This window comes from Nocardioides sp. AX2bis (assembly GCF_902506435.1).
Classification (GTDB): Bacteria; Actinomycetota; Actinomycetes; order Propionibacteriales; family Nocardioidaceae; genus Nocardioides.
Window position 1 is genome coordinate 2,858,584 of record NZ_LR733215.1, and the last position, 22,357, is coordinate 2,880,940.

At 73.9% G+C, this 22,357-nt stretch carries 23 protein-coding genes and 2 tRNA genes; 7 read left to right on the forward strand and 18 right to left on the reverse strand.

Going from position 1 to position 22,357, the window contains the following annotated elements:
- Positions 1-86 precede the first annotated feature (86 nt).
- Positions 87-1,130: a citrulline utilization hydrolase CtlX gene (ctlX, locus tag GV155_RS13650; protein ID WP_160008765.1), complete on the reverse strand. Its 1,044-nt coding sequence runs from the start codon at positions 1,128-1,130 to the stop codon at positions 87-89.
- A 181-nt stretch (positions 1,131-1,311) separates the two neighbouring features.
- Here ctlX and GV155_RS13655 point away from each other — a divergent pair, with 181 nt between their 5' ends.
- Entirely contained in the window at positions 1,312-2,694 is a 1,383-nt protein-coding gene (locus GV155_RS13655; protein WP_160008767.1) for an HNH endonuclease signature motif containing protein, read from the forward strand.
- 37 nt (positions 2,695-2,731) lie between these two features.
- Here the strand turns inward: GV155_RS13655 and paaK are convergent, their stop codons facing one another.
- Positions 2,732-4,039, reverse strand: coding sequence for a phenylacetate--CoA ligase PaaK (paaK, locus tag GV155_RS13660; protein WP_160008769.1), 1,308 nt, complete (start codon positions 4,037-4,039; stop codon positions 2,732-2,734).
- 113 nt (positions 4,040-4,152) lie between these two features.
- Between paaK and GV155_RS13665 the strand changes: the two genes are divergently transcribed.
- Positions 4,153-4,650, forward strand: a complete 498-nt coding sequence (locus GV155_RS13665) for a GNAT family N-acetyltransferase (RefSeq protein WP_160008771.1) — start codon at positions 4,153-4,155, stop codon at positions 4,648-4,650.
- Here the strand turns inward: GV155_RS13665 and GV155_RS13670 are convergent.
- Positions 4,625-6,685 (reverse strand): penicillin acylase family protein, encoded by a 2,061-nt coding sequence (locus GV155_RS13670; protein WP_160008773.1) that lies wholly within the window; start codon positions 6,683-6,685, stop codon positions 4,625-4,627. The two genes, GV155_RS13665 and GV155_RS13670, sit on opposite strands and share 26 nt — an antisense overlap.
- Positions 6,686-6,719: 34 nt before the next feature.
- Positions 6,720-7,670, reverse strand: coding sequence for a pirin family protein (locus GV155_RS13675; protein ID WP_160008775.1), 951 nt, complete (start codon positions 7,668-7,670; stop codon positions 6,720-6,722).
- A gap of 63 nt (positions 7,671-7,733) precedes the next feature.
- On the opposite strand from GV155_RS13675, the gene GV155_RS13680 reads away from it, so the two are divergent.
- The 3 genes from GV155_RS13680 to GV155_RS13690 all read left to right on the forward strand — a co-directional run bounded on the left by GV155_RS13680 (position 7,734) and on the right by GV155_RS13690 (position 11,307).
- A complete protein-coding gene (locus tag GV155_RS13680) occupies positions 7,734-9,356 on the forward strand; it encodes a phytoene desaturase family protein (protein ID WP_160008777.1) in 1,623 nt (540 codons plus the stop codon).
- 95 nt (positions 9,357-9,451) lie between these two features.
- Positions 9,452-9,524 (forward strand) — tRNA-Lys (locus tag GV155_RS13685).
- 349 nt (positions 9,525-9,873) lie between these two features.
- Positions 9,874-11,307 (forward strand): MFS transporter, encoded by a 1,434-nt coding sequence (locus tag GV155_RS13690; protein WP_160008779.1) that lies wholly within the window; start codon positions 9,874-9,876, stop codon positions 11,305-11,307.
- Here GV155_RS13690 and GV155_RS13695 read toward each other — a convergent pair.
- The 10 genes from GV155_RS13695 to GV155_RS13735 all read right to left on the reverse strand — a co-directional run bounded on the left by GV155_RS13695 (position 11,279) and on the right by GV155_RS13735 (position 19,071).
- On the reverse strand, positions 11,279-13,285 hold the full coding sequence (locus GV155_RS13695; RefSeq protein ID WP_160008781.1) for an ATP-binding protein: 2,007 nt from the start codon (positions 13,283-13,285) through the stop codon (positions 11,279-11,281). The genes GV155_RS13690 and GV155_RS13695 overlap by 29 nt on opposite strands.
- 94 nt (positions 13,286-13,379) lie before the next feature.
- On the reverse strand, positions 13,380-14,828 hold the full coding sequence (locus tag GV155_RS13700; RefSeq protein WP_201300168.1) for a sensor histidine kinase: 1,449 nt from the start codon (positions 14,826-14,828) through the stop codon (positions 13,380-13,382).
- Positions 14,825-15,535 carry a response regulator transcription factor gene (locus tag GV155_RS13705; RefSeq protein WP_160008783.1) on the reverse strand — a complete coding sequence of 237 codons (711 nt, stop codon included), beginning with the start codon at positions 15,533-15,535 and terminating at the stop codon, positions 14,825-14,827. Before GV155_RS13705 ends, GV155_RS13700 begins: the two co-directional genes overlap by 4 nt.
- 53 nt (positions 15,536-15,588) lie before the next feature.
- A complete protein-coding gene (locus GV155_RS13710) occupies positions 15,589-15,864 on the reverse strand; it encodes a hypothetical protein (protein ID WP_160008785.1) in 276 nt (91 codons plus the stop codon).
- Between the two features lie 126 nt (positions 15,865-15,990).
- On the reverse strand, positions 15,991-16,290 hold the full coding sequence (locus GV155_RS13715; protein WP_160008787.1) for a GroES family chaperonin: 300 nt from the start codon (positions 16,288-16,290) through the stop codon (positions 15,991-15,993).
- 11 nt (positions 16,291-16,301) lie between these two features.
- Positions 16,302-16,550, reverse strand: coding sequence for a DUF3618 domain-containing protein (locus tag GV155_RS13720; protein ID WP_236554323.1), 249 nt, complete (start codon positions 16,548-16,550; stop codon positions 16,302-16,304).
- Positions 16,547-17,302: an energy-coupling factor ABC transporter ATP-binding protein gene (locus GV155_RS13725; protein WP_160008789.1), complete on the reverse strand. Its 756-nt coding sequence runs from the start codon at positions 17,300-17,302 to the stop codon at positions 16,547-16,549. Before GV155_RS13725 ends, GV155_RS13720 begins: the two co-directional genes overlap by 4 nt.
- 22 nt (positions 17,303-17,324) lie before the next feature.
- Positions 17,325-17,993, reverse strand: coding sequence for a cobalt ECF transporter T component CbiQ (gene cbiQ / locus GV155_RS13730; protein WP_160008791.1), 669 nt, complete (start codon positions 17,991-17,993; stop codon positions 17,325-17,327).
- Positions 17,993-18,358 carry a PDGLE domain-containing protein gene (locus GV155_RS20470; protein ID WP_201300169.1) on the reverse strand — a complete coding sequence of 122 codons (366 nt, stop codon included), beginning with the start codon at positions 18,356-18,358 and terminating at the stop codon, positions 17,993-17,995. The genes cbiQ and GV155_RS20470 overlap by 1 nt, the downstream gene beginning before the upstream one ends.
- On the reverse strand, positions 18,355-19,071 hold the full coding sequence (locus GV155_RS13735; protein ID WP_201300170.1) for an energy-coupling factor ABC transporter permease: 717 nt from the start codon (positions 19,069-19,071) through the stop codon (positions 18,355-18,357). Before GV155_RS13735 ends, GV155_RS20470 begins: the two co-directional genes overlap by 4 nt.
- Before the next feature lie 104 nt (positions 19,072-19,175).
- Between GV155_RS13735 and bcp the strand changes: the two genes are divergently transcribed.
- Positions 19,176-19,676, forward strand: coding sequence for a thioredoxin-dependent thiol peroxidase (bcp, locus tag GV155_RS13740; RefSeq protein WP_160008793.1), 501 nt, complete (start codon positions 19,176-19,178; stop codon positions 19,674-19,676).
- A 49-nt stretch (positions 19,677-19,725) separates the two neighbouring features.
- Positions 19,726-19,807 (forward strand) — tRNA-Leu (locus GV155_RS13745).
- Between the two features lie 15 nt (positions 19,808-19,822).
- Here the strand turns inward: GV155_RS13745 and GV155_RS13750 are convergent.
- The 4 genes from GV155_RS13750 to rph all read right to left on the reverse strand — a co-directional run bounded on the left by GV155_RS13750 (position 19,823) and on the right by rph (position 22,322).
- Complete coding sequence (locus tag GV155_RS13750; protein ID WP_160008795.1) at positions 19,823-20,404, reverse strand: 1-acyl-sn-glycerol-3-phosphate acyltransferase; 582 nt, start codon at positions 20,402-20,404, stop codon at positions 19,823-19,825.
- Between the two features lie 96 nt (positions 20,405-20,500).
- Positions 20,501-20,908, reverse strand: coding sequence for an NUDIX domain-containing protein (locus GV155_RS13755; protein ID WP_160008797.1), 408 nt, complete (start codon positions 20,906-20,908; stop codon positions 20,501-20,503).
- A gap of 83 nt (positions 20,909-20,991) precedes the next feature.
- Positions 20,992-21,603, reverse strand: coding sequence for a non-canonical purine NTP pyrophosphatase (locus tag GV155_RS13760; protein WP_160008799.1), 612 nt, complete (start codon positions 21,601-21,603; stop codon positions 20,992-20,994).
- Positions 21,600-22,322, reverse strand: coding sequence for a ribonuclease PH (gene rph / locus GV155_RS13765; RefSeq protein WP_160008801.1), 723 nt, complete (start codon positions 22,320-22,322; stop codon positions 21,600-21,602). The genes GV155_RS13760 and rph overlap by 4 nt, the downstream gene beginning before the upstream one ends.
- Between the last annotated feature and the right edge of the window lie 35 nt (positions 22,323-22,357).

Consider the following 22,357-nt stretch of genomic DNA (forward strand, 5'->3'; position numbering starts at 1 on the left):
GCTACCTCCGGGGTCGGCGTCCGCTCAGTTAACAGACCGAACGGTCAGGAATGAGTTTCGCACGCGGCCGACGGCGGCGCAACGCCTCACGCCCCGCCGCGGCCCTCGGCGTCGACCAGGTGGCCGTCGGGGGTGACGGGGTGGTCCTCGTTGATCGCGACCACGGCCTGCGTGAGCCCGGGCGCGACGTCGTCCGGGCGCCGGTCGAGGTGGACCCCGGCGATCATGCAGCGCACCGACCCGCCCGCCAGCTCGATGGTCGGGATGTCGACGGCGACGATCCGGCACGACTCCTCGATGACGGCGACCTGGTCGGGACGCAGGCTGCGCCGGGCCCGCGCCGACATCACCATCACGTAGCTGCGCCGACCCTCGGGCGTACGGCCGCAGAGCTCGACCGCGTTGCCGGCGAACTCGCGGACCTGCTCCTCGGTCAGCTCGACGACCGACCGGCCGTTCACGCTGAGGCGCTCGCGCACCTGCTCCCGGCGCCGCTCGTCGGGGATCATCCCCAACGCCATCAGGGCGACGTCGGTGCCGACGCAGCCCATGACGTTGGTGTGGTAGACCGCCACGCCGCCGGCGTCGACCGCGTCGAAGGCCATCGGCTCGTAGTTGAAGTCGGTGCAGAACCGCTCCAGGACCTGGGTGTCGGCGCGGTGGCTGCGCGCGGTGTAGGCGACCCGGGAGACGTGGTCGAGGACCATCGCCCCGGTGCCCTCGAGGAAGATCCCGTCCGGCTCGAGGCCCGAGTAGTCGACGATCGTCTGGACCCGGTACTGCGACTTCAGCATCTCCAGCACGTCGGCACGCCGCTCGTGGCGGCGGTTCGAGGCGTACATCGGGAAGACGGCCACGGCCCCGCCGGCGTGCGTGGAGACCCAGTTGTTGGGGAAGACGCTGTCGGGCCTGGTGTGGTCCTGGTCGTCGAAGACGTGGACCCGGACGCCGACCGCGCGCAGCGCCTCGGCCACCGCGTCCATCTCGCCGAGCGCGCGGGCCGAGACGGCCGCGTCCGTCTCGCCCGCGGGCACGACCGACTGGAAGGCGTTGTCCGCGGCCGTGGCCGGGTTGGGCAGGAACTTGCCTGCGCGGACGAGGATGACGGCGGACGGGGCCTGGGCGCTCACGTCGGGGCACGTTACGGCCCGCCGAGATGGCGCTTGCGGCGCCTCGAGATGACGTTTCCGGACACCCCTCCCGACCCGATCACAGCCGATCACCGAACGTTTGTTCTACTGTTACTCCCATGTGGTCAGGAAAGGCCCTCTGAACGGCAGGGCTGTCGGCGGTCAGTGCTTGAGTAGACCCATGACCACCACCACCCACGACACCCACACCGAGGCCGCCGACCTCGGATGTGACGGACCGTGGGTGCCGGGGCCGACACGGGTACGTCCCGGGGTCCGCATCACCGGCGCCCTCCTCGACGCCCGCGGTGCGGTCTCAGCCGCAGCCGGGGTGTCGACCACCGCACTATCCAACACCGACCTGACCACCGCAGCCCACGAGATCACCGCCCTGGAGTCCCAGGTCGCTGCCTACAAGCTCGCCGTCCTCGCCGAAGCCCGCGACCGCGGACAACAAGGCCCCGTCGGCGACGAAGCCGACCCCGACCCCGCCTCCTGGCTCGCCAAGCTCACCGGCGACCCCACCGAGGTCCTCCGCGGAGGGACCTACATCGCGACCCTCCTGCAGACCCGGTACCACCACACCCGCCGCGCCCTCGAAGCCGGAACACTCCGCCTTTCGCAGGCCAAGGTCCTCGTCCGTGCCGCCGAACGCGCCCCCAAGGCGTTGACCCCCGAGCAGATCGAGTCGGCGGAGGAATCACTGGTCCTGACCGCGACCGGGGAGTCCTCACCCACGAAGGGCAAGGGCCGGCCGATGTCGGCCAAGAGGCTCCGTGACGAGGCACGGCGGGTGTTCGCCAACATGCTCCCGTCGAAGGCCGAGGCCGACACCGCCGAGGGCGACGACGTCGCTGATGAGGAGCACGAAGCGCACCGGGAGTGCTACCTGTCCCTGAACGACCGGGGTGATGGGACCTTCCGTGGGACGTTCGTGATCCCCACCTTGCACGGCAGGATCCTGCAGGCGGCGTTGGAGAAGCTCACCGCACCGAGGCGTCACACCCGCGACACCGACGGCACGCCCCTGACCGACGAGTCGGCACAGCACGGCACCTCCTACGGGGAGAAGATCGGTGCGGGGTTCTGCGAGCTCATCGAGCACCTGCCCACCACGGGCTTCGACCACGGCAACACCATCGGCCTGCTCATCACCGCAGCCCTCGACAAGATCGCCGCCGGCGTCGGGACCGGGACCCTGGCCACCGGCGAGGTCATCTCCATCCGCTCGATCCGGCGCCTGGCCTGCAACGCCGGCCACCTCCCCGTCGTCCTGGGCGGGGACTCCATGCCCGTCGATGTCGGGAAGTCCCGGCGCAAGTTCACCCGCCACCAGGGCTACGCCCTGAACACCCTGCACGACACCTGCGGCATCGCCGGCTGCGAGAGACCCTTCGCCTGGTGCGAGCTCCACCACCTCCTCGAGTGGTCCCGCGGCGGCCCCACCGACCTCCGCAACGCCCTGCCCCTGTGCGGACACCACCACCGCAGAGCCCACGACCCCGCCTACGAGATGCGCCGACACCGAGGCCGCGAGTACGTCCTGAAGAAGATCAGGCGGTAGGCCGGGCGTCGGCCCACCCACCGACGCCCGGCGACTCCTACCGCGCCGCCCGCCGGTCCACGATCCGTCGCATCTTGCCCATCGAGCGCTCGACCGAGCCCGGGGCCACGGCCCGCACCTCGACGCTGACCCCGATCCGGTTCTTGACCAGCCTCTGGAGCTCGAGCCCGGCCCGCTCGGCCGCCGCCGGCTCCACGCCCTCGCGGCTCTCGACCACGACGACCATCGAGTCCAGCGTGCCGGTCCTCTCCAGCACGCACTGGAAGTGCGGCGAGAGCACCGGCAGCGAGAGGATCAGCTCCTCGATCTGCGTGGGGAAGAGGTTCACGCCGCGCAGGATGATCATGTCGTCGGTGCGGCCGGTGATCTTCTCGATCCGCCGCATCGTGCGCGCGGTCCCCGGCAGCAGCCGGGTGAGGTCGCGGGTGCGGTAGCGCAGGACCGGCATCGCCTGCTTGGTCAGCGAGGTCAGCACCAGCTCGCCCTCCTCGCCGTCGGGCAGCACCTGGCCGGTCACCGGGTCGACGACCTCGGGGAAGAAGTGGTCCTCCCACACCGTCAGCCCGTCCTTGGTCTCCACGCACTCCGCGGCCACGCCCGGGCCGATCACCTCCGACAGCCCGTAGATGTCCACGGCGTGCATGTCGAGGCGCCGCTCCATCTCGCGGCGCATGTCGTTGGTCCACGGCTCGGCGCCGAAGATCCCGACCCGCAGCGACGTCGCCCGGGGGTCGACGCCCTGGCGCTCCATCTCGTCGACGATCGCGAGCATGTAGGACGGCGTGACCATGATCAGGTCGGGCTCGAAGTCGACGATCAGCTGGACCTGCCGCTCGGTCATCCCGCCGGACACCGGCACGACGGTGCAGCCCAGCTTCTCGGCGCCGTAGTGCGCCCCGAGGCCGCCGGTGAACAGGCCGTACCCGTAGGCGTTGTGCAGCACGTGCCCCGCCCGGCCGCCGGCCGCGCGGATGCTGCGCGCCATCACGTGGGCCCACGTCTCGATGTCGTCGCGCGTGTAACCGACCACCGTCGGTCGTCCGGTCGTGCCGGAGGAGGCGTGCACCCGCACCACCTGCTCGCGCGGCACCGCGAACATGCCGTACGGGTAGTTCTCCCGCAGGTCGGGCTTGGTGGTGAACGGCAGCCGCGCCAGGTCGGCCAGCTCGCGCACGTCGTCCGGGTGCACCCCGACCGCGTCCAGCGCCGCGCGGTAGTGCGGCACGTTCTCGTAGGCCTGCCGCACGGACCAGCGCAGCCGCTCGGTCTGCAGGGCGCGCAGCTCGTCGACCGACGCGGTCTCGATCGCCTCCAGGTCCCCGGGTCGGGGGCTGAGGTCCTCCATGGGCTGCTCCTCGCTGCGCGACATACCTGACCGATCGGTCGGCAAGTCTAGGTGACCGGGGTCACGGGCGGTAGGGCGCGCTGCGGCCGACCGCCCCCTCCTAGGGTCGGTCCGTGACCAGCTCCCCCGCCCCCGCCGCGTCGATCGCCGAGGTCGACCCCCGCGACCCGCTCGCCCGGGAGGCGCTCGGCGCGTACCTCGCCGAGGTCGCCGCACGCTTCGAGGGCACCTTCGACCCCGGCCCGGTCTCGGACGCCGGGCACTGGCTGCTCGGGCGCGACGGGGCGGACCCGTCCCGGCCGGTGGCGTACGGCGGCGTGGTCGCCGTGACCTCCGGGCCCCAGCGCGGCGCGGGCGAGGTCAAGCGGATGTGGGTCGACCCGGCCTGGCGCGGCACCGGTCTCGGCGGACGGCTCCTCCGCGACCTCGAGGCGCTGGCCGGCCTGCTCGGCCACCTGCGCGTCGTGCTGGACACCAACCTCGTCCTGACCGAGGCGGTGGGGCTCTACGAGCGCGCCGGGTACGCGCGGGTCGAGGCGTACAACGACAACCCGCACGCCCAGGCGTGGTTCGCCAAGGACCTGCTCAGCCCCGGTCCCGCCGCCCGCTGAGCGGCTCCTCGGCCAGCCGGTCCCAGTCCGTGACGACCGGCAGCAGCCGCCCGGCCGCCCAGGCGTCGAGCTGGTCGTGGTGGTGGGGGCTGCGGGGGTCCGCGTGGGTCCCGGTCGGGACCACCCAGCCCGAGGCCTGCACGTCGGCGAGGTCCCAGGCGTACCGCGCGACGGAGCCGCGCCCGCAGGCGTCGGTGAGTCCCGGGTAGGACGCGCACGCCCGCACGCAGTCGGTGTCGCCCGACAGCGGCACGGCCGGCACCGCCGCCACGGCCGGGGCCGCGACGCCGAGCGGGTGGACCGGCGCGAAGACGTGCGTGTCGCCCCAGGTGTCCGCCGGCCGGCCGGCCGCGCGGGCGGCGTCACGGGCGGCGAGCACCTCGTCGCGGGCGGCCTCGGCGTGGGCCACGAGGTCGATCCCGAGCGGCCGGTCCGTCGCGGCCAGCGTCGGCAGCGCCCGCCCGACCCGGACCGTGAGGTCGAGGGAGGGCGCGTGCACGGCGCTCGGCGCGGGCACGCGCAGCGGGTCGAGGACCGGCTCGGCGACGACCCGACGGGTCAGGGACGAGCGCCAGGCCGCGAAGAGCGCGGCGTCGGCCGACCCGGCCTCCATCCGGCCGTCCCAGCCCGCGAGCCAGCCGTCCCAGCCGTCGGTCAGGACGGTGAGCCGGGCGCGGGGGTCGAGCAGGGCGTCGTCGTGGAAGCCCGCGAGGTCGGCGACCGTCAGGTCGCGGCGGTCCTCGAGCAGCGCCCACAGCCGGTCCCGGCGGTAGGGGCCGGCGAACAGCGCCCCCACGTCCTCGCTCTCCGGGCCGCGCCGGTCGTTGGCGGTGACCAGGGCGCCGTCCGGGCCGACGTCGTCGGGGCGCGGCGGGTCCAGCCAGCCGCGCCACTCGGCGGCCGGGTCGTCGGGGTCCGCCAGCCGGCGCCGGTTGGCGTCGTCGCGCAGCGGGACCCGGCCGACCAGGCGGTAGCGGACCGCACCGCCGCGGTCGGCCACGACCAGGTTGTTCACCGGCTCCACCCAGCCGGCGAACGCGGCCTCGACGTCGTCGGCGCTGCGCGCGCGGAGCAGCCCGAGCAGCGCCCCCAGACCGGTGTCACCGAGCTCGGAGACGGCCGTCCGCAGGGCCAGCCCGCGCCCCTCGGCGAGGCCGCCCTCGATCACGTCGCCCCACGGGGTCCGGACCACCTCGACCTGGACCGGCTCCTGCCCGGCGACCTCGACCACCTCGACGTGGTGGTCGGTGACCGAGGCGGGGTCGGCGGCGTCGAGGCGCACGGCGTACACGTCCTGGTAGTCGGCCATCGCGTTGGTGATCGCCCAGGCGACCTCGCCGGCGTGCGCGAAGTGGGGCGCCCCAGGCACCCCGGGGAAGGCGAACCCGACCACGTCGAAGGCGTCGTCGGGGTCCTCGCACGCCAGCCGCACCTGCAGGTAGGCACCGGGCGACTCGATGACGCGGTGCGGGTCGCCGGCGACCAGGGGCCACCCGCTCGCGGCGCGCGCGCCACCGACCACCCAGGCGTTGCTCCCGCCCTCGGGTCCCTCGGGGTCGAGCAGGTCGGCACCGTCGCCGAGCGCCTCGTGGGTCCGCTGGCCCCACAGCTTGCCGCCGAGGTTGGCGAAGAGCAGGTGCTGGGCCAGGAAGACCGCCAGCGGCGTCCACTCCTCCCACGGCTGGGGCGTCGTGCCCAGGGCCGCGAGCTCGGGCACCTCGGCGTGGCCGGGGTCCGCCAGGCCGACGTTGACCCCGTCGACGTAGGCCGAGACGAAGGCACGGGACTCCTCCTCCAGGGCGGCCCAGCCGCGGCGGGCGACGTCGACCAGCCGGGTACGCCGGGCCAGCACGTCCCAGTCGAGGCCGGCCGGGCCGACGACGGCCGCGGTCGTGCCGGTCGCCCGGCGGCGCAGCCACTCCAGCTGGAAGGCGCGGTCCCGCGCGGTCACCTCCCCCTGGCCGTGGGCGAGGTCGAGCACGTCACCGGCGCGGACGTGCGGGACGCCGTGCTCGTCGCGGAAGAGGCGGGCCATGCCCGCACGCTAGCCGCGCGGACCGGACCGGCGCTCAGGCGCCGACGGGGTGCCCGAACGCGCCGCGCTGGAAGTCCTGGTAGGCCGCCAGCACCTCGTCCTTGCTGTTCATCACGAACGGCCCGGCCCAGGCCAGCGGCTCGCGGATCGGCTGCCCGCCGACGACGACGACCTCCATCGACGGCGAGCGGCTCTCCTGGGTCCCGGACGCGGCGAGGCCGAGGTAGTCGCCGGCCCCCATCACGGCGGCCTGGCCCGCGACGATCGGGCGCTGGTCGACGCCGACGGTCCCGCGGCCACTGAGGACGTAGACCAGGGCGTTGAACTCGACGGTCCAGGGCAGCTCGAGCTGCGCGCCCGCCTCGACGGTGGCGTGGACCATCGTCATCGGGGTGTACGTCGAGCCCGGACCGTCGTGGCCGCCGACCGAGCCCGCGATGACCCGGACGAGCGCGCCCGCGTCGGGCGTGGTCAGCAGGGCGACGTCGGTGCTGCGCAGGTCCTGGTAGCGCGGGGCGCTCATCTTGGCCGCGCGGGGCAGGTTGACCCAGAGCTGCAGCCCGTGGAAGAGCCCGCCGGACTGCACCAGCGACTCCGGCGGGGCCTCGATGTGGAGCAGCCCGGACCCGGCGGTCATCCACTGGGTGTCGCCGTTGGTGATCGTGCCGCCACCGCCGTGGGAGTCCTGGTGGTCGAAGGTGCCGTCCATGATGTAGGTGACGGTCTCGAAGCCCCGGTGCGGGTGCCAGGAGGTGCCCTTGGGCTCGCCCGGCGCGTACTCCACCTCGCCCATCTGGTCCATCATGATGAACGGGTCGAGCTGGCGCAGGTCGATGCCGGAGAAGGCGCGGCGGACCGGGAAGCCCTCCCCCTCGTAGCCCTGCGGCGCGGTGGTCACCGACCACACCGGACGCGGCTGGTCGCCGAGACCGGGCGCGGACAGGCGGGGCAGGACGGTCAGGTCGTCGACGGTGATCGCGGGCATGCCCCGATCGTACGTCGTCTTGGTTGAACCTTCAAGCATCTTGGGCGGCGCTAGGTTGTCGCCGTGAACGCCTCCACCCCGTCCCGCTCGCACTACGACGTCGTGGTCGTCGGGGGCGGCCACAACGGACTCGTCGCGGCCGCCTACCTCGCCCGCGCCGGACGCTCGGTGCTGGTGCTCGAGCGGCTGGACCACACCGGTGGCGCCGCCGTCTCGGCGCCGGCCTTCCCCGGCGTGCCGACCCGGCTGTCGCGCTACTCCTACCTGGTCTCGCTGATGCCGACCCGCCTGGTCACCGAGCTCGGCCTCGACCTCCGCCTGGTCTCGCGCGACACCGCCTCCTACTCCCCCGACGAGCGTGACGGGCGGGCTGCCGGCCTCCTGGTCGAGTCGGTCGAGGGCGAGGCGACCCGACGCTCCTTCACCGACCTCCTCGGGGCCGAGCGGGGCCGCACCGAGCACGAGGCCTGGCAGCGCTTCTACGCCGACGTCGCCGGGCTCGCCGCGGTCGTCGCACCGACCCTGATGGACCCGCTGCCCGCGGAGCGCGCCGTGCGCGACCAGGTCGACGCCGGGGTCTGGCGCGACCTGGTCCAGCGCCCGCTCGGCGAGACGATCGAGGCCCGCTTCTCCGACGACCTGGTCCGCGGCATCGTCGGCACCGACGCCCTGATCGGCACCTTCGCCTCGATGCACGACCCGTCGCTGGCCCAGAACCGGTGCTTCCTCTACCACCTGGTCGGCAACGGGACCGGCGAGTGGCGGGTGCCCGTCGGCGGGATGGGCGCGGTCACCGACGCCCTCGCGCGGGCCGCCGCGGAGGCCGGCGCCGAGGTGGTCACCGGCGCCGGCGTCAGCGCGATCCGTACGGGTGCCGCCGGCGAGGCCGGTGGGGGCGCCGAGGTGACCTGGCACGACGGGACCCGGGAGCGCACCGTCGGCGCGACGCGCGTGCTCGCGAACGTCTCGCCCTGGGTGCTGTCGATCCTGCGGGGCGAGCCGGAGGAGCCGGCCCTGAAGCCCGAGGGCTCGCAGCTGAAGATCAACCTCCTGCTCGACCGGCTGCCACGGCTGCGCTCCGGGGTCGACCCGGCCGTGGCGTTCGCCGGGACGCTGCACCTCGGGGAGTCCTGGAGCGCCCTCCAGGCGGCCTACGACGACGCCGCGGCCGGGCGGGTGCCCGCGCGGCTGCCGGGCGAGGTCTACTGCCACTCGCTGTCGGACGACTCTATCCTCGGCGACGTGCCCGTCGGCACCCACACGCTGACCTACTTCGGGCTGCACACCCCGGCGCGGCTCTTCGAGGGCGACGACGGCAGCCGCAAGCAGCTGGCCGTCGAGCGCGCGATCGCCTCGCTGGACGAGCACCTCGCCGAGCCGCTGATGAGCTGCGTCGCACGCGACGCGAACGGCGACCCGTGCCTGGAGGCGAAGGTGCCGCAGGACGTCGAGCGCGACCTCGCCATGCCCGGCGGCCACATCTTCCACGGCGACCTGGACTGGCCCTGGGCGCCGGGGCGCGCCCTGCTGGACACCCCGGCGCGACGCTGGGGCGTGCAGACCGACCACGAGGCGGTCCTGGTCTGCGGGTCGGGCTCGCGCCGCGGCGGCGCCGTCTCCGGGCTCGGCGGCCACAGCGCCGCGATGGCCGCGCTCGAGGACCTCGACGGGGACGCCACGCGCTGAACGCCGGGTGAGCGCAGGATCACCTCCGGCTGATTTCACGCCGCGGCGGGGACGCTGGTAACGTCTGTCCTCGCCGCAGCGCAGCACCGCGGCATGCGCCATTAGCTCAATTGGTAGAGCAGCTGACTCTTAATCAGCGGGTTGTAGGTTCAAGTCCTACATGGCGTACCGACAGCGAAGCAGGCAGGCCCTCCCAGGTAGACCGGGGAGGGCCTTCGTCGTTCGCGGGCACCGGTACGCATCCGATGCAGCACGACGAGAGGCTCCCCCATGGCACAGCGCCAGTACGGCTTGGTCAAGTTCGCGTTCGACGCCGTCCTGACCCTCCTCACCGGGGGCCTCTGGCTGATCTGGATCTTCGTCCGGGAGATGCGCCGCAGGTAGCACGACACGTCGCGCACCTCACCCCGCCCCGGATGTGACCGCACCGCCGGGGCGGACCTAGGCTCGGACATCGTTGCTTTGGACAACCGTCTCGGCAGCCTCCTGCACCCGATCCTCCGAGGAGCTCCTGACCGTGTCCCCCGCCACGCGCCGCCGACAGCGGGTGACCTTCGCCGTGCTGACCGTCGCCGTCGGCGCCTTCGCCCTCCTCCAGTCGATGGTGGTGCCGGTGCTGTCGCTGATCCAGGTCGAGTACGACACCGACCAGTCGACGGTGACCTGGGTGCTCACGGCGTACCTGCTCTCGGCCTCGGTCGCGACGCCGCTGCTCGGCCGGATCGGCGACGTGGTCGGCAAGAAGCGGATGCTCGTCGTGACGCTGATGGCGCTGGCGGTCGGCTCGCTGCTGGCCGCGCTGGCGCCGAGCATCGGCTGGCTGATCGCGGCCCGCGTGGTCCAGGGCGCCGGGGGCGGGGTGCTGCCGCTGTCGTTCGGGATCATCCGTGACGAGTTCGGCGACAAGATGACCGGAGCGCTGTCCGTGCTCGCCTCGCTGACCGCCGTCGGGTTCGGGCTGGGCATCGTGGTCGCCGGTCCGGTCGTCGACGCCCTCGGCTACCACTGGCTGTTCTGGCTCCCGATGGGCGCCACCCTGCTCGCGGCGGCCGGCGCCGCGCGCTTCGTGCCGGAGTCCCCGCGCGGGGCGGCCACCCGCCTGCCGCTGGCCCCGGCCGTGCTCCTGGCCGGGTGGCTGGTCGCGCTGCTGCTGCCCGTCAGCCAGGGCAACACCTGGGGCTGGGGCTCGCCCCGCGTGATCGGGCTGCTCGCCCTCTCGGCGGTGCTCGCCGCGGCCTGGATCCGGCTCGAGACCCGCGTGCGCGTCCCGTTGATCGACATGCACATGATGCGCCGGCGCGGGGTGTGGACCACGAACCTGGTGACGCTGTTCGTCGGCTTCGGGCTCTTCGCGTCCTTCGGCTTCCTGCCCCAGCTCCTGCAGACCCCGGAGTCCTCGGGGTACGGGTTCGGAGCGTCGGTGACCGTGTCCGGCCAGCTGCTGCTCCCCTCCGCGGTGGCCAGCTTCCTGGTCGGCTTCTCCACCTCGAGGCTGATGGGCCGCTTCGGCGCCCGCGCGGTCATCCTCACCGGCGCCCTGATCTCGGGGCTGTCCTACCTGAGCCTCGCGCTCTTCCACGACACGGTGCTCCAGATCCTGGTCGGGATCACCGTCCAGGGCCTCGGCACCGGGCTGGTCATCTCCAGCAGCGCCTCGGTCGTCATCGCCTCCGTGCCGGCCTCCCAGACCGGCGTGGCCAGCGGGATGAACGCCAACATCCGGACGATCGGCGGGTCCATCGGCTCGGCGGTCATGGCCGGCGTCGTGACCGCGCGTACGGGACCGGGCGGCTTCCCCGCCGAGAGCGGCTACACGATCGGGTTCGCGGTGCTGGCCTTCTTCCTGCTCCTCGCGACCCTGGCCGCCACCCGCGTGCCCGACCTCCACCGCAGCGGTGCGGTGGACGTCCGCGACGACGAGGTCAGCGAGCCGGCGCCAGCGGGAGCGTGACGACGAAGGTCGTCCCCACCCCGACCTCGGACTCCACCTCGATCGTCCCGGCGTGACGCTGCACGACCCCCTGGACGATGGCGAGGCCGAGCCCGCTCCCGGGGATCGAGGTGTCCCGCACCGTCGACGAGCGGAAGAACCGGGTGAAGAGCAGCTCGAGCTCCTCGGCCGGGATGCCGATGCCGGTGTCACGGACGCACAGGCGTACGGCCCCGGCGTCGTCGGCCTCGTCCTGCTCGATCTCGATGATCACCTCGCCCCCGGACGGCGTGAACTTCACGGCGTTCCCGACCAGGTTGATCACCACGCCCTCCAGCGCCTGGCGGTCGCCGCTGACGACCGGGCCCGGCCCGCGCGACCCGGGCTGGCGCAGGGTGACGCCGGCCTGGTCGGCCTGCGGCGCCACGACCGCGCACCCGGAGCGCACCACCTCGAGCAGGGGCACCGGCTCCCCCGAGCCCACCGGGTCGGGTGCGTCGTTCATCCGGGCCAGGGTCAGCAGGTCGTCGACCAGGGCCAGCAGCCGGCCGCTGTTGGCCTCGACCCGGGCCACCGCACCGCGCTGGTTGCGGGAGAGCTCGCCGAACTGGCCGTCGCCGAGCATCTCGAGGTAGCCCACGATGCTGGTCACCGGTGTCCGGAGCTCGTGGCTGACCGTGGAGATGAAGGAGTCCTTCAGCGCGTCCACCTCCTTCATCCTGGTCAGGGCGCGCTCGGTGGACCGCTGGGTCTCCAGCTGCTCGGTGACGTCCTCCGAGGTGCTGACCCAGCCGCTGACCCGGCCCCGGTCGTCGACGATCTCGGCGAGCGTCGTCAGGTGCACGCGCTCCTCACCGTCGCTGCGTCGGTAGGCCAGCAGGGTGCGGTCGTGCGCGCGGTCGACGAGGGCGCTGAGCACGGCCTCGTACTCCGCCGGGACCCCGAGCTCCGCGGCCTTGGCCCGGATCGCCTCCTCGGAGTGCAGGAAGCGGCCGGTGCGGCCCAGGACGGTCTCCGAGCGGTAGCCCAGGAGCCGCTCGGCACCGGGGTTGAACAGGGTGATCCGGCCCCCGTCGTCGGTGCCGATGATCGCGACCCCGCGGGCGGCGTCGACGACGCTGGCCAGCTTGTCGCGCTCGCTGGCGGCCTCCCGGTCCGAGGTGCGCCGCAGGCTCACCATCAGCACGAGCGGGATCACCACCAGGGCGCACCCCACGACGTAGAGCTGCAGGAGCACCGCGAGCACCTCGGGCGACGCCCCCGGCGGCAGCCACGCGGCGGGGCCGCGCCCGAGGGTGTAGAAGACGCACGAGATGCCGGCCACGACGAGCACCTGGGCCAGGGCCTGCCAGGTCCCCAGCCGCAGCGCGCCCCACACCAGCAGCGGCATCACCAGGAAGCCGAGCGCCGGGACCTCGTCGACCACGAAGACCATCGGGGAGACCAGCAGGACCGCCAGCCACGCGACCACCTGCTCGCGCCGCTCGGCGCCGGGTGGCTCGACCACCGGGGAGAGGAAGAACGGCAGCACCACCAGCAGCGAGGACAGGTGCGTGGCCCCGACGGCCAGCGCCACCAGGGGCGGGTCGCCGTACCCCGTCGCCGCCGTCGTGGCCAGGGCCACCAGGGCGGCGGTGGCCGCCCCGAGCACGGAGGCGGTGGCGTACCGGTCGAGGTCGGCGAAGCTGTGCAGCCGCGGTCGCTCCCGCCCGCTGGCGGTGAGCACGAGCCAGACGACGGTCACCTCGGCGGCGATCCCGAGGGCCGAGCCCGCGGCGGCCTCGACCGGCCGGCCACCGGCCCACGTCCCCAGGAACGCGACGACGGCGAGCGGCGGGAGCCAGGCCCAGGCCCGGCGCCCGGCCAGCAGCAGCACGCCCGAGGCGACCCCGACCGGCCACAGGTCGCCGCCGCGCAGCCCCTCGGGGGCGGTGAGGACCGCGCACCACCCGACGAGCCCGACGACGACGAGGAGACCGGCGGACCACCAGTGCCTCATGACCCTCCCCGGACGCTCGACTCGCGGCGTCACCGTGCCCCGAGGAGTCCGATCCTCGCACCCGGCCCGGACGCCCGGGACCGGACCAGCAGGATCAGGCCGGATCGGCGGACGGTGGTACGGACACCGCGCCCGGCAGCCGCACGTCGATCGTGGTGTCCCCCGGCGCACTGCGCAGCGCGACCGTGCCCCCGTGGGCGGTGACCACCGCCTGGACGAGCGACAGGCCGAGCCCGACCCCTCCCGGACCGGGCCCGACCCCGGTCCCGCGGTGCCGTGCGGGGTCACCGCGCACGAAGCGCTCGAAGGCGTGGGGGGCCACCGCCGGGTCGAACCCGGGCCCGTCGTCGTGCACGGTGAAGCCGGCCGGGTCGCCGACGACGGTGACCTCGGTGCCGTCCGGGGTGTACTTGCGGGCGTTGGTGAGCAGGTTCGTCACCACCTGGTGCAGCCGCAGCACGTCGCCGGGGACGACCAGCGGCTCGGCCGGCAGCTCCAGGCGCCACCGGTGGCCCGGGGCCAGGACCTGGGCGTCGGCCACCGCCTCGACCAGCAGCCGGCTGAGGTCGACCGGGGCCTGCTCCAGCGGCCGGCCGGAGTCGAGCCGGGCGAGCAGCAGCAGGTCCTCGACGAGGGCCGTCATCCGGTGCGACTCCTCCTCCACCTTCGCCAGCGCCGTCCGTGCGGCGACCGCGTCGTCGGGCCGCCGGCGGGCCAGCTCGCTGTAGCCGGCGATGGTGGCCAGCGGCGTGCGCAGCTCGTGGGAGGCGTCGGCGACGAACTGGCGGACCTGGAGCTCCGAGCGCTGCCGCGCGGCGAGCGCCGCCCCGACGTGGTCGAGCAGCGTGTCCAGCGCGGCGCCCACCTGGCCGACCTCGGTCCGGTCGTCGACGAGGTGGGCGGGCACCCGCTCGCCGAGGTCGACGTCGCCGGAGTCCAGCCTCAGGGCGGCCACGCCCCGGGCGGTCCCTGCGACCTCGCGCAGCGGGCGCAGCTGGCGCCGGACCAGCCAGCCGCCGGCGGTGAGCGCGAGCAGGGCGACCGCGCCCCCCACGCCGGCCTGCACGAGGACCAGCCGGGTCACCACCTCGGTGACCGACTCCTCGGGCAGCGCGCTCACCACCACGCCGCCCGACGTCGACACCGCAGCCGCCCGGTACGAGCCGAGGCCCGGCAGGTCGACCTGGCGGGCCTCGCCGTCCGGCCGCACCTCGGTCAGCACCGCCAGCGCGTCGTCGGGGAGCTCCTCGTCGCCGTCGGGGCCCAGGATCCCGCCGCCGACCTCGCCCTGGTCGGTGCGCACCGCGGTCACCGCCCCGAGCGGCACCCCCTGGGGCAGGTCTCCCTGCGGCGGGGGGCTGCCGAAGACCTCGCCGGGTCCGGGGATCCGCTCGAGCGACCGGGTGACGTCGCGGTCCAGCCGCTCGAGCAGGTAGGACCGGGTCGCGAGGGTCGCCACCGCCCCCACCACCAGCGTGGTCAGCACCGTCAGCACCACCACCGTGGCCACCAGCCGGGCGGTGAGCGTGCGCGGGTGCCTCACGCGGCCGGCTTCAGGACGTAGCCCGCGCCGCGCATCGTGTGGATCATCGGCTCGCGCCCGGCGTCGACCTTCTTGCGGAGGTAGGAGATGTAGAGCTCGACCACGTTGGCCTGCCCGCCGAAGTCGTAGTGCCAGACCCGGTCCAGGATGTGCGCCTTGCTCAGCACCCGGCGCGGGTTCAGCATCAGGAACCGCAGCAGCTCGAACTCGGTGGCGGTCAGGCTGATCTCCTCGCCGGCACGGGTCACCTCCCGGCTGTCCTCGTCGATCTGGAGGTCGCCGACGGTCAGCACCGACGACGTGCTGGCCTGCGCCGCTCCCGCCCGACGCACCAGCGCCCGCAGCCGGGCGACGACCTCCTCGAGCGAGAAGGGCTTGGTGACGTAGTCGTCCCCACCGGCGGTCAGCCCGGCCACCCTGTCCTCGACGGCGTCCCGGGCGGTCAGGAACAGCACCGGGACCGCGTCGTCCTGCGCGCGCAGGCGCCGCAGCACCTCCAGACCGTCGATGTCGGGCAGCATCATGTCCAGCACCACCGCGTCCGGACGCAGGTCGCGCGCGGTGGACACGGCCGCGGTCCCGGTGTGCGCGGTCGCGACCTGCCAGCCCTCGTAGCGCAGCGCCATCGCGACCAGCTCGGCCAGGTTCTCCTCGTCGTCGACGACGAGCACGCGCAGCGGCGTGCCGTCGGCCCGGGTCAGCTCCATGGGGCCATGCTGCCCGCTCGACCTGTGCGTCCGCTGTGGAGGCGCTGTGCGCCTCAGGCCTGCGGGAGGACGCCGGCCGTCGAGCAGGTCGAGGACGGTCGACCCGACGGGACATGGGGCGGGGTCCCGTCGGGTCGACCGTCCTCGACCTGCTCGACGGCCGGCGTCCGCTCGTCCTCGCCGAGCGTCGACCCGGCGGCGTACCCGGCCCCGCCGCCGGCCAGCAGCAGCCCGGCGGCGATGCCCCCGGCCAGGCCGTGGCGGCGCCAGCGCAGACCTGTCGGTCGGGTCCGCCACCGGGGTCGGGTCTGGTCGTCGTCGTCGCTCACGTGAGGCTCCTCGGTCGCACCCCGCGCGGGTCGCGGGGCTCGTGGGACCGAGCCTGCGCCGCCCTGCTGGGCGGGTGCTGCGGGCTGCCTGTGCGGGTCCTGCGGATCGGCGGCCCGCCGGTCGGCCTAGAGGTAGAGGCCGGTGCTCTCGGGCTCGAGCCGCTCGGCGGCCACGGCGTGGACGTCGCGCTCGCGCATCACCACGTAGGTCTCGCCCTGCACCTCGACCTCGGCCTTCTCGGTGGGGTCGAAGAGCACCCGGTCGCCGGTCTCGACCGCCCGCGCGTGCGGGCCGACGGCGACGACCCGCGACCAGGCCAGGCGCTGGGCACCCATCGCCGCGGTCGCCGGGATGACGATCCCACCGGACGAGCGCCGTTCGCCCTCCTGCGGGTCCACCTCGACCAGCACCCGGTCGTGGAGCATCCGGATGGGGGTCAGGACGCGACCTTGCGCACCACGACGAAGAGCAGCACGACGCCGGCGACGGCACCGACGGTCTTCAGGATGTTGTCGGTGCGCGGCTCGCCGGTGGCGGCGTCGACGTAGTGGCCCTTGACGGCCGCCACCTCACGCTGGGCGATGGTCTTGGGGTGGGACCGGTAGAGCAGCTGGTCGATCGTCGTCGCCAGGCGCTCCCGGGTCTCCTCGATCTCGCGCTCGAGGTCCGACATCTGGTTGCTCACCGGGGAAGGCTACCAATGCGCCGGGGGTCGAAGCCCCACGGGAGCTCGAGGCGGTGGGTCGCCATCAGGTCGTCGTCGGTCAGCACCTCGAGGGTGGGGGCGTCCGCGACGACCTGGCCGTCGCTGAGCACCACCGCGCGCGAGCACAGCTCGAGGGCGTACGGCAGGTCGTGGGTGACCATCAGGACGGTCACGTCCAGCGAGCGCAGGATGTCGGCCAGCTCGCGCCGCGAGGCCGGGTCGAGGTTCGAGGACGGCTCGTCGAGCACGAGGATCTCGGGCTCCATCGCCAGCACGGTGGCCACCGCGACGCGGCGGCGCTGGCCGAAGGAGAGGTGGTGCGGCGGGCGGTCGGCGTACTCGGCCATCCCGACCTGCTCGAGCGCGGCGGCGACGCGGCGGTCCAGCTCGGCGCCCTTGAGCCCGAGGTTGGCCGGGCCGAAGCCGACGTCGGCGCGGACCGAGCCCATGAACAGCTGGTCGTCGGGGTCCTGGAAGACGATGCCGACCCGGCGGCGGACCTCCTGCAGGTTCTTCTTCTCGACCGGCAGCCCGCTGACGTGGACGGTGCCGGCCCCGCCGCCGAGGATGCCGTTGAGGTGCAGCACCAGGGTGGTCTTGCCGGCACCGTTGGGTCCGAGCAGCGCGACCCGCTCGCCCTGGTGGACGTGGAGGTCGACCCCGAAGAGGGCCTGGTGGCCGTCGGGGTAGGCGAAGGCGAGCCCCCGGACGTCCAGCACGGGCGTGGTCACGTGGGTCCTCTCGTCGGGACGGTCATCGGGGCAGCTCCCCGTCGTAGCCGCGGCTCAGCATGGCCAGGTGGACCCGCTCGCCGCGTTCGTAGGACCGGATGAACAAGGCTCCCATGGAGCGCGCCAGCGTGGGCCAGTGCCGCGGCGAGCGCGGGTCGCAGCCGCGCGAGCGCATCGAGGTGGTCATCCGGGCGAGGTCGGCGGTGACCACGTCGAGGTAGCGCAGCATGAACGACATGATCTGGACCAGCAGGTCCGGCATCCGCAGCCGACGCAGCCCGCGCAGGACGTCGGCCGGCTCGGTGGTGGCCGCCATCGTCAGCGAGGCGAGCACGCCCAGGGTGCCCTTGGCCGCCAGGCCGCCGGCGGCGACCAGACCCGGCTCGGAGAGCGAGAGGAAGCCGACCTCGACCCGCGGGCCGGTGGCCACGAAGGGCAGCAGCACCGCGAAGACCAGGAACGGCACCTCGATCCACATCCGCCGCGCCAGGTAGCCCAGCGGCACCCGGGCGAGCAGGACGACCCCGAGCAGGACCGCGAGCAGCACCGGGTACGCCGCCCACCACCCGGGCGGGACGGCCACCGCGAGCAGGACGAAGCCGAGGAGCGCGAGGAGCTTGAGGTGCGCCGGGGCCCGGTGGACCCGGCTGTGGCCGTGGTAGTGGAGCCGGTGGCCGTGCCCGGCGCCCATCAGCGCCCGGCGTCGACGGAGGTGGAGCGGCGCCCGGGGCTCGGCGGGCCGCCCCCGTCCCCGTCCTCGCCGCGGTCGCCGCGGCGTCGCAGTGCCCAGAACAGCCCGCCGGAGAGCCCCAGCACGGCGGTGACGCCGATCAGGCCGGCCAGGCCGCCGGAGACGCGCTCGTCCTCCACGCCGCGGGTCTGGTAGTCGGCCAGGGGCGAGTCGGCGGTGGCGGAGTCCTCGGCGCTGTCGAGGAAGCCGGTCCTGTCCGCGACGTACTCCAGGCCGTCGGGGTGGCTGCTGGCGTAGAAGCTCAGGCCACCGGCGAGCAGGAGCGTGACGAGCAGGGCCACGGCGGCCAGGCGACGCCCGCTCACGCGACCTCGCCCGCCCGGGCCGGGGCGGCCAGCCCGGAGGGACGGACCTCGAGGGTGCGCGCCTGGACCAGCCGCTGCGCGCCGTGGACGAGGTCGGGGCGGACCGCGACGACCGAGCCGACGACGAGGCCGGTCACGACCGCCTCGCCCACGCCGATCACGACGTGCCAGCCGAGCATCGCGGTGAGGACCGCGCCGGTGTCGATCGGGGCGTTGCCCCCGATGACGAAGAGCAGGGTGAAGACGGTCGCCGCCGCCGGCACCGAGACGAGGGCGCCCACCGCGGCGGCCGGGGCCACCGAGCCGAGCCGACGGGGCAGCACGAGCAGCGCCAGGCGGAACACGGCGTACCCGACGAAGCAGCCGACCACGCCCATCAGCGTGATGTTGGTGCCGAGCGCGGTGATGCCGCCGTCGGCCATGAACAGCGCCTGGACCAGCAGCACCACGCTCAGGCACAGCATCCCGGTCCACGGCCCCACCAGCACCGCGGCGAGCGCACCGCCGAGCAGGTGGCCGCTGGTGCCGGCGCCCACGGGGAAGTTGATCATCTGACCGGCGAAGACGAACGCCGCGACCAGGCCCGCCATCGGCGCGGTCCTGTCGTCGAGCTCCCCGCGCGCCTTGCGCAGGGCCACGGCGATGCCGGCCGCCGCGACGACGCCGGTGGCCACCGAGGTGGGGGCGTCGAGGAAACCGTCGGGCACGTGCACGGGGGACCTCCGCAGGTCACTAGGTTGGACTGGGTCGAGCACGCCCAACGTACGCTATTGCGACCAGTTCGCAGCAACTATCCGACCGGACAGGATCCTCTCCCGTGACGCAGCCCGCCAGCCAGCCCGTCAGCCAGCCCGCCCGTCTCTCCCCCGGCGACGTCGCCCCCGACTTCACCCTGCCGACCGACACCGGGGACCAGGTCACGCTCTCCGCGCTGCGCGGGCGCAAGGTGGTCGTCTACTTCTACCCGGCCGCGATGACCCCCGGCTGCACCACGCAGGCCTGCGACTTCTCGGAGTCGCTCGGCTCGCTGGAGGCACAGGGCTACACCGTGCTCGGGGTCTCCCCCGACAGCCCCGAGAAGCTGGCCCGCTTCCGGGAGCGCGACGGCCTGTCGATCACGCTGCTGGCCGACGCCGACAAGCAGGTGATGACCGCCTGGGGAGCCTTCGGGGAGAAGAAGAACTACGGCAAGGTCGTGCAGGGCGTCATCCGGTCCACCCTGGTGCTCGACGAGGACGGCGTGGTGACGCTGGCGCAGTACAACGTGCGCGCCACCGGCCACGTCGCCAAGCTGCGCCGCGACCTCGGCCTGGCCTGAGCCGCCGGCGGCCCCGCGCGGCGGCACGGCCTAGGATCGGGCCGCTCACGCCGGAGTGGTGGAACTGGCAGACACGCAGGATTTAGGTTCCTGTGCCTTCGGGTGTGCGGGTTCGAGTCCCGTCTCCGGCACGGTGCGACCGCGCGTCAGGCGCGGTCCTCCTCCTTGAGCCGCGGCGGCGTGGTCAGCTCGGGGTGGATGCCGGTCTTGTCGGCGTAGAACGCCCGGATCCGGTCCATGTCGGCGCGCACGTCGCCGGACAGCTCGAAGGTGGGGCCCCATCCCACCCGTCGCGTGGGGCGGTCGATGTAGGCCAGGGTCACCGGCAGGCCGGTCTGCTGGGAGATCCGGTAGAAGCCGGACTTCCAGTGCTCGGCCTTGCTGCGGGTGCCCTCGGCGGCCAGCCCGAGCAGGAACGAGTCCTCGGTGCGGGCGTCGGCGACGAGGCGGCGGATCGTCCCGCCCGGGTCCTTGCGGTCCAGCGGCACCGCGCCGGTCGCGCGCAGCAGCGGGCCGAGCGGGCCGACGAACAGCTCCTTCTTGACCAGGAGCCGGATCACGATCTTGCTCTCCCAGGCCAGGAGCAGCGTCAGCACCCAGTCCCAGTTGGAGGTGTGCGGCGCCCCCACGAGCACGCCCCGGCGAGGCACCTCGCCGACGGCGCGCCAGCGCACGGCGCCGAGCAGGAGGCGGGACAGCGAGCGTCGGACGAGGAAGGGTCGGGCCACGCAGGGACTGTAGTGGGCGGCGTCCGCCGCCTGGACGCGTCCGTGTCCGTGTCCCCGTGACAGGACGGGGACCGCGTCGCAGCGCCGGACAGCACGCTACGACTGGTCGCCCATCTCGTGGAGGACACCCAGGATGCTCGGCAGGATCGTCGGGTGCGCCAACGTCAGGTCCGCAAGACCGCCGGGCGCGAACCAGCGAAGGTCGTCGTGCTCCTGGGGTGCGGCGTTGACGGGTTCGCCTTCCCACCGCATGACGAGGAAGGCGTGCATCTCCAGGTCGGGGTCACTCACGGCCATCGGGAGGGGTAGCGGGTCGAGCACGCGCACACCGAGCTCCTCGACGCACTCGCGCTCGACCGCCTGGTGGGGCGACTCACCCCGTTCGACATGACCGCCGACGAGGTCCCAGCAGTCGGGATACCTCCGACGCGACGGGTGGCGGTGCCCCAGGAGCACGAGTCCGTCGCGCACCAGGGCAGCAACGGCGATCCGGGTCCGGGTCACCGTGCCTCCAGCGCAGTCGTGTGCCTCAGCACGGCCTCCTGAGCGTCTACAGGCACACGACTCCCGGGACGGCGCTGCTCCACCTAGGCCGTCAGCGCCTCGCGGGCCAGCGGGGCCAGCAGCCGCAGCGCCTCGCCGCGGTGGGAGATGGCGTCCTTCTCCTCCGGCGACAGCTCGGCGGTCGTCCGGCCCGGGGCCGAGTCGGCCTCGAACAGCACGTCGTAGCCGAAGCCGCCGCTGCCGACGACCTCACGGCGTACGGACCCGGGCATCACGCCCTCGGTGATCAGCTCGCGCCCCCCGGGCAGGCACAGGGCGACCGCGCAGGCGAAGTGGCCGCGCCGCCGGGCGTCGGGCACGTCGGCGAGCTGGTCGAGCAGCAGCGCGTTGTTGCGCTCGTCGCTCTTCGGCGGCCCCGCCCAGCGGGCCGAGAGCACCCCGGGCATCCCGTTCAGGGCGTCCACGCACAGGCCGCTGTCGTCGGCGATGGTCGGCAGGCCGGTGGCCGCGAACCCGGCCCGGGCCTTGACCAGCGCGTTGCCGGCGAAGGTGGGGGCGTCCTCGACCGGCTCGTCGTAGGCGTCCACCGCGTCGAGCCCCACGACCTCGAGGTCGGGCACGACGTCGCCGAGGATGCGCTGCATCTCGGCGATCTTCTTGGCGTTGCGCGAGGCCAGGTGGACCTTCGTCGTCACGCCCGCGACTCCTTCTGGAGGCGGGTGAGGTCGGCGCAGCCCTTCTCGGCCAGGCCGAGCAGCGCGTCCAGCTCGGCGCGGTCGAAGGGGGCGCCCTCGGCGGTGCCCTGGACCTCGACGAACGAACCGGTGCCGGTCATCACGACGTTCATGTCGGTCTCGGCGCGCACGTCCTCCTCGTAGGGCAGGTCCAGGCGCGCGACGCCGTCGATGATCCCGACGCTGATCGCGGCCACGGACCCGGTCAGCGGCTCGCCCTTGAGCGAGCCGGCCGCGCGCAGGTGGTCGACGGCGTCGGCCAGGGCGACCCAGGCGCCGGTGATGGCGGCGGTCCGGGTGCCCCCGTCGGCCTGCAGCACGTCGCAGTCGAGCTGGATGGTGTTCTCACCCAGCGCCTTGTAGTCGACGACCGCGCGCAGCGACCGGCCGACCAGGCGGCTGATCTCGTGCGTGCGTCCGCCGATCCGGCCCCTGACCGACTCGCGGTCCGACCGGGTGTGGGTCGCGGCCGGCAGCATGGCGTACTCGGCGGTCACCCAGCCGAGGCCGGAGCCCTTGCGCCAGCGCGGCACGCCCTCGGAGGCCGAGGCGGCGCAGAGCACCTTCGTCTGACCGAACTCGACCAGCACGGAGCCGGCGGCGTGGTCCAGCCAGTTCCGGGTGATCTTGACCTGGCGGAGCTCGTCGTCGGCCCGACCGTCTGCACGCTTCGTCGTCATGCGTGCACGCTACTGGTCGCTGCGGTCGGGCCGAC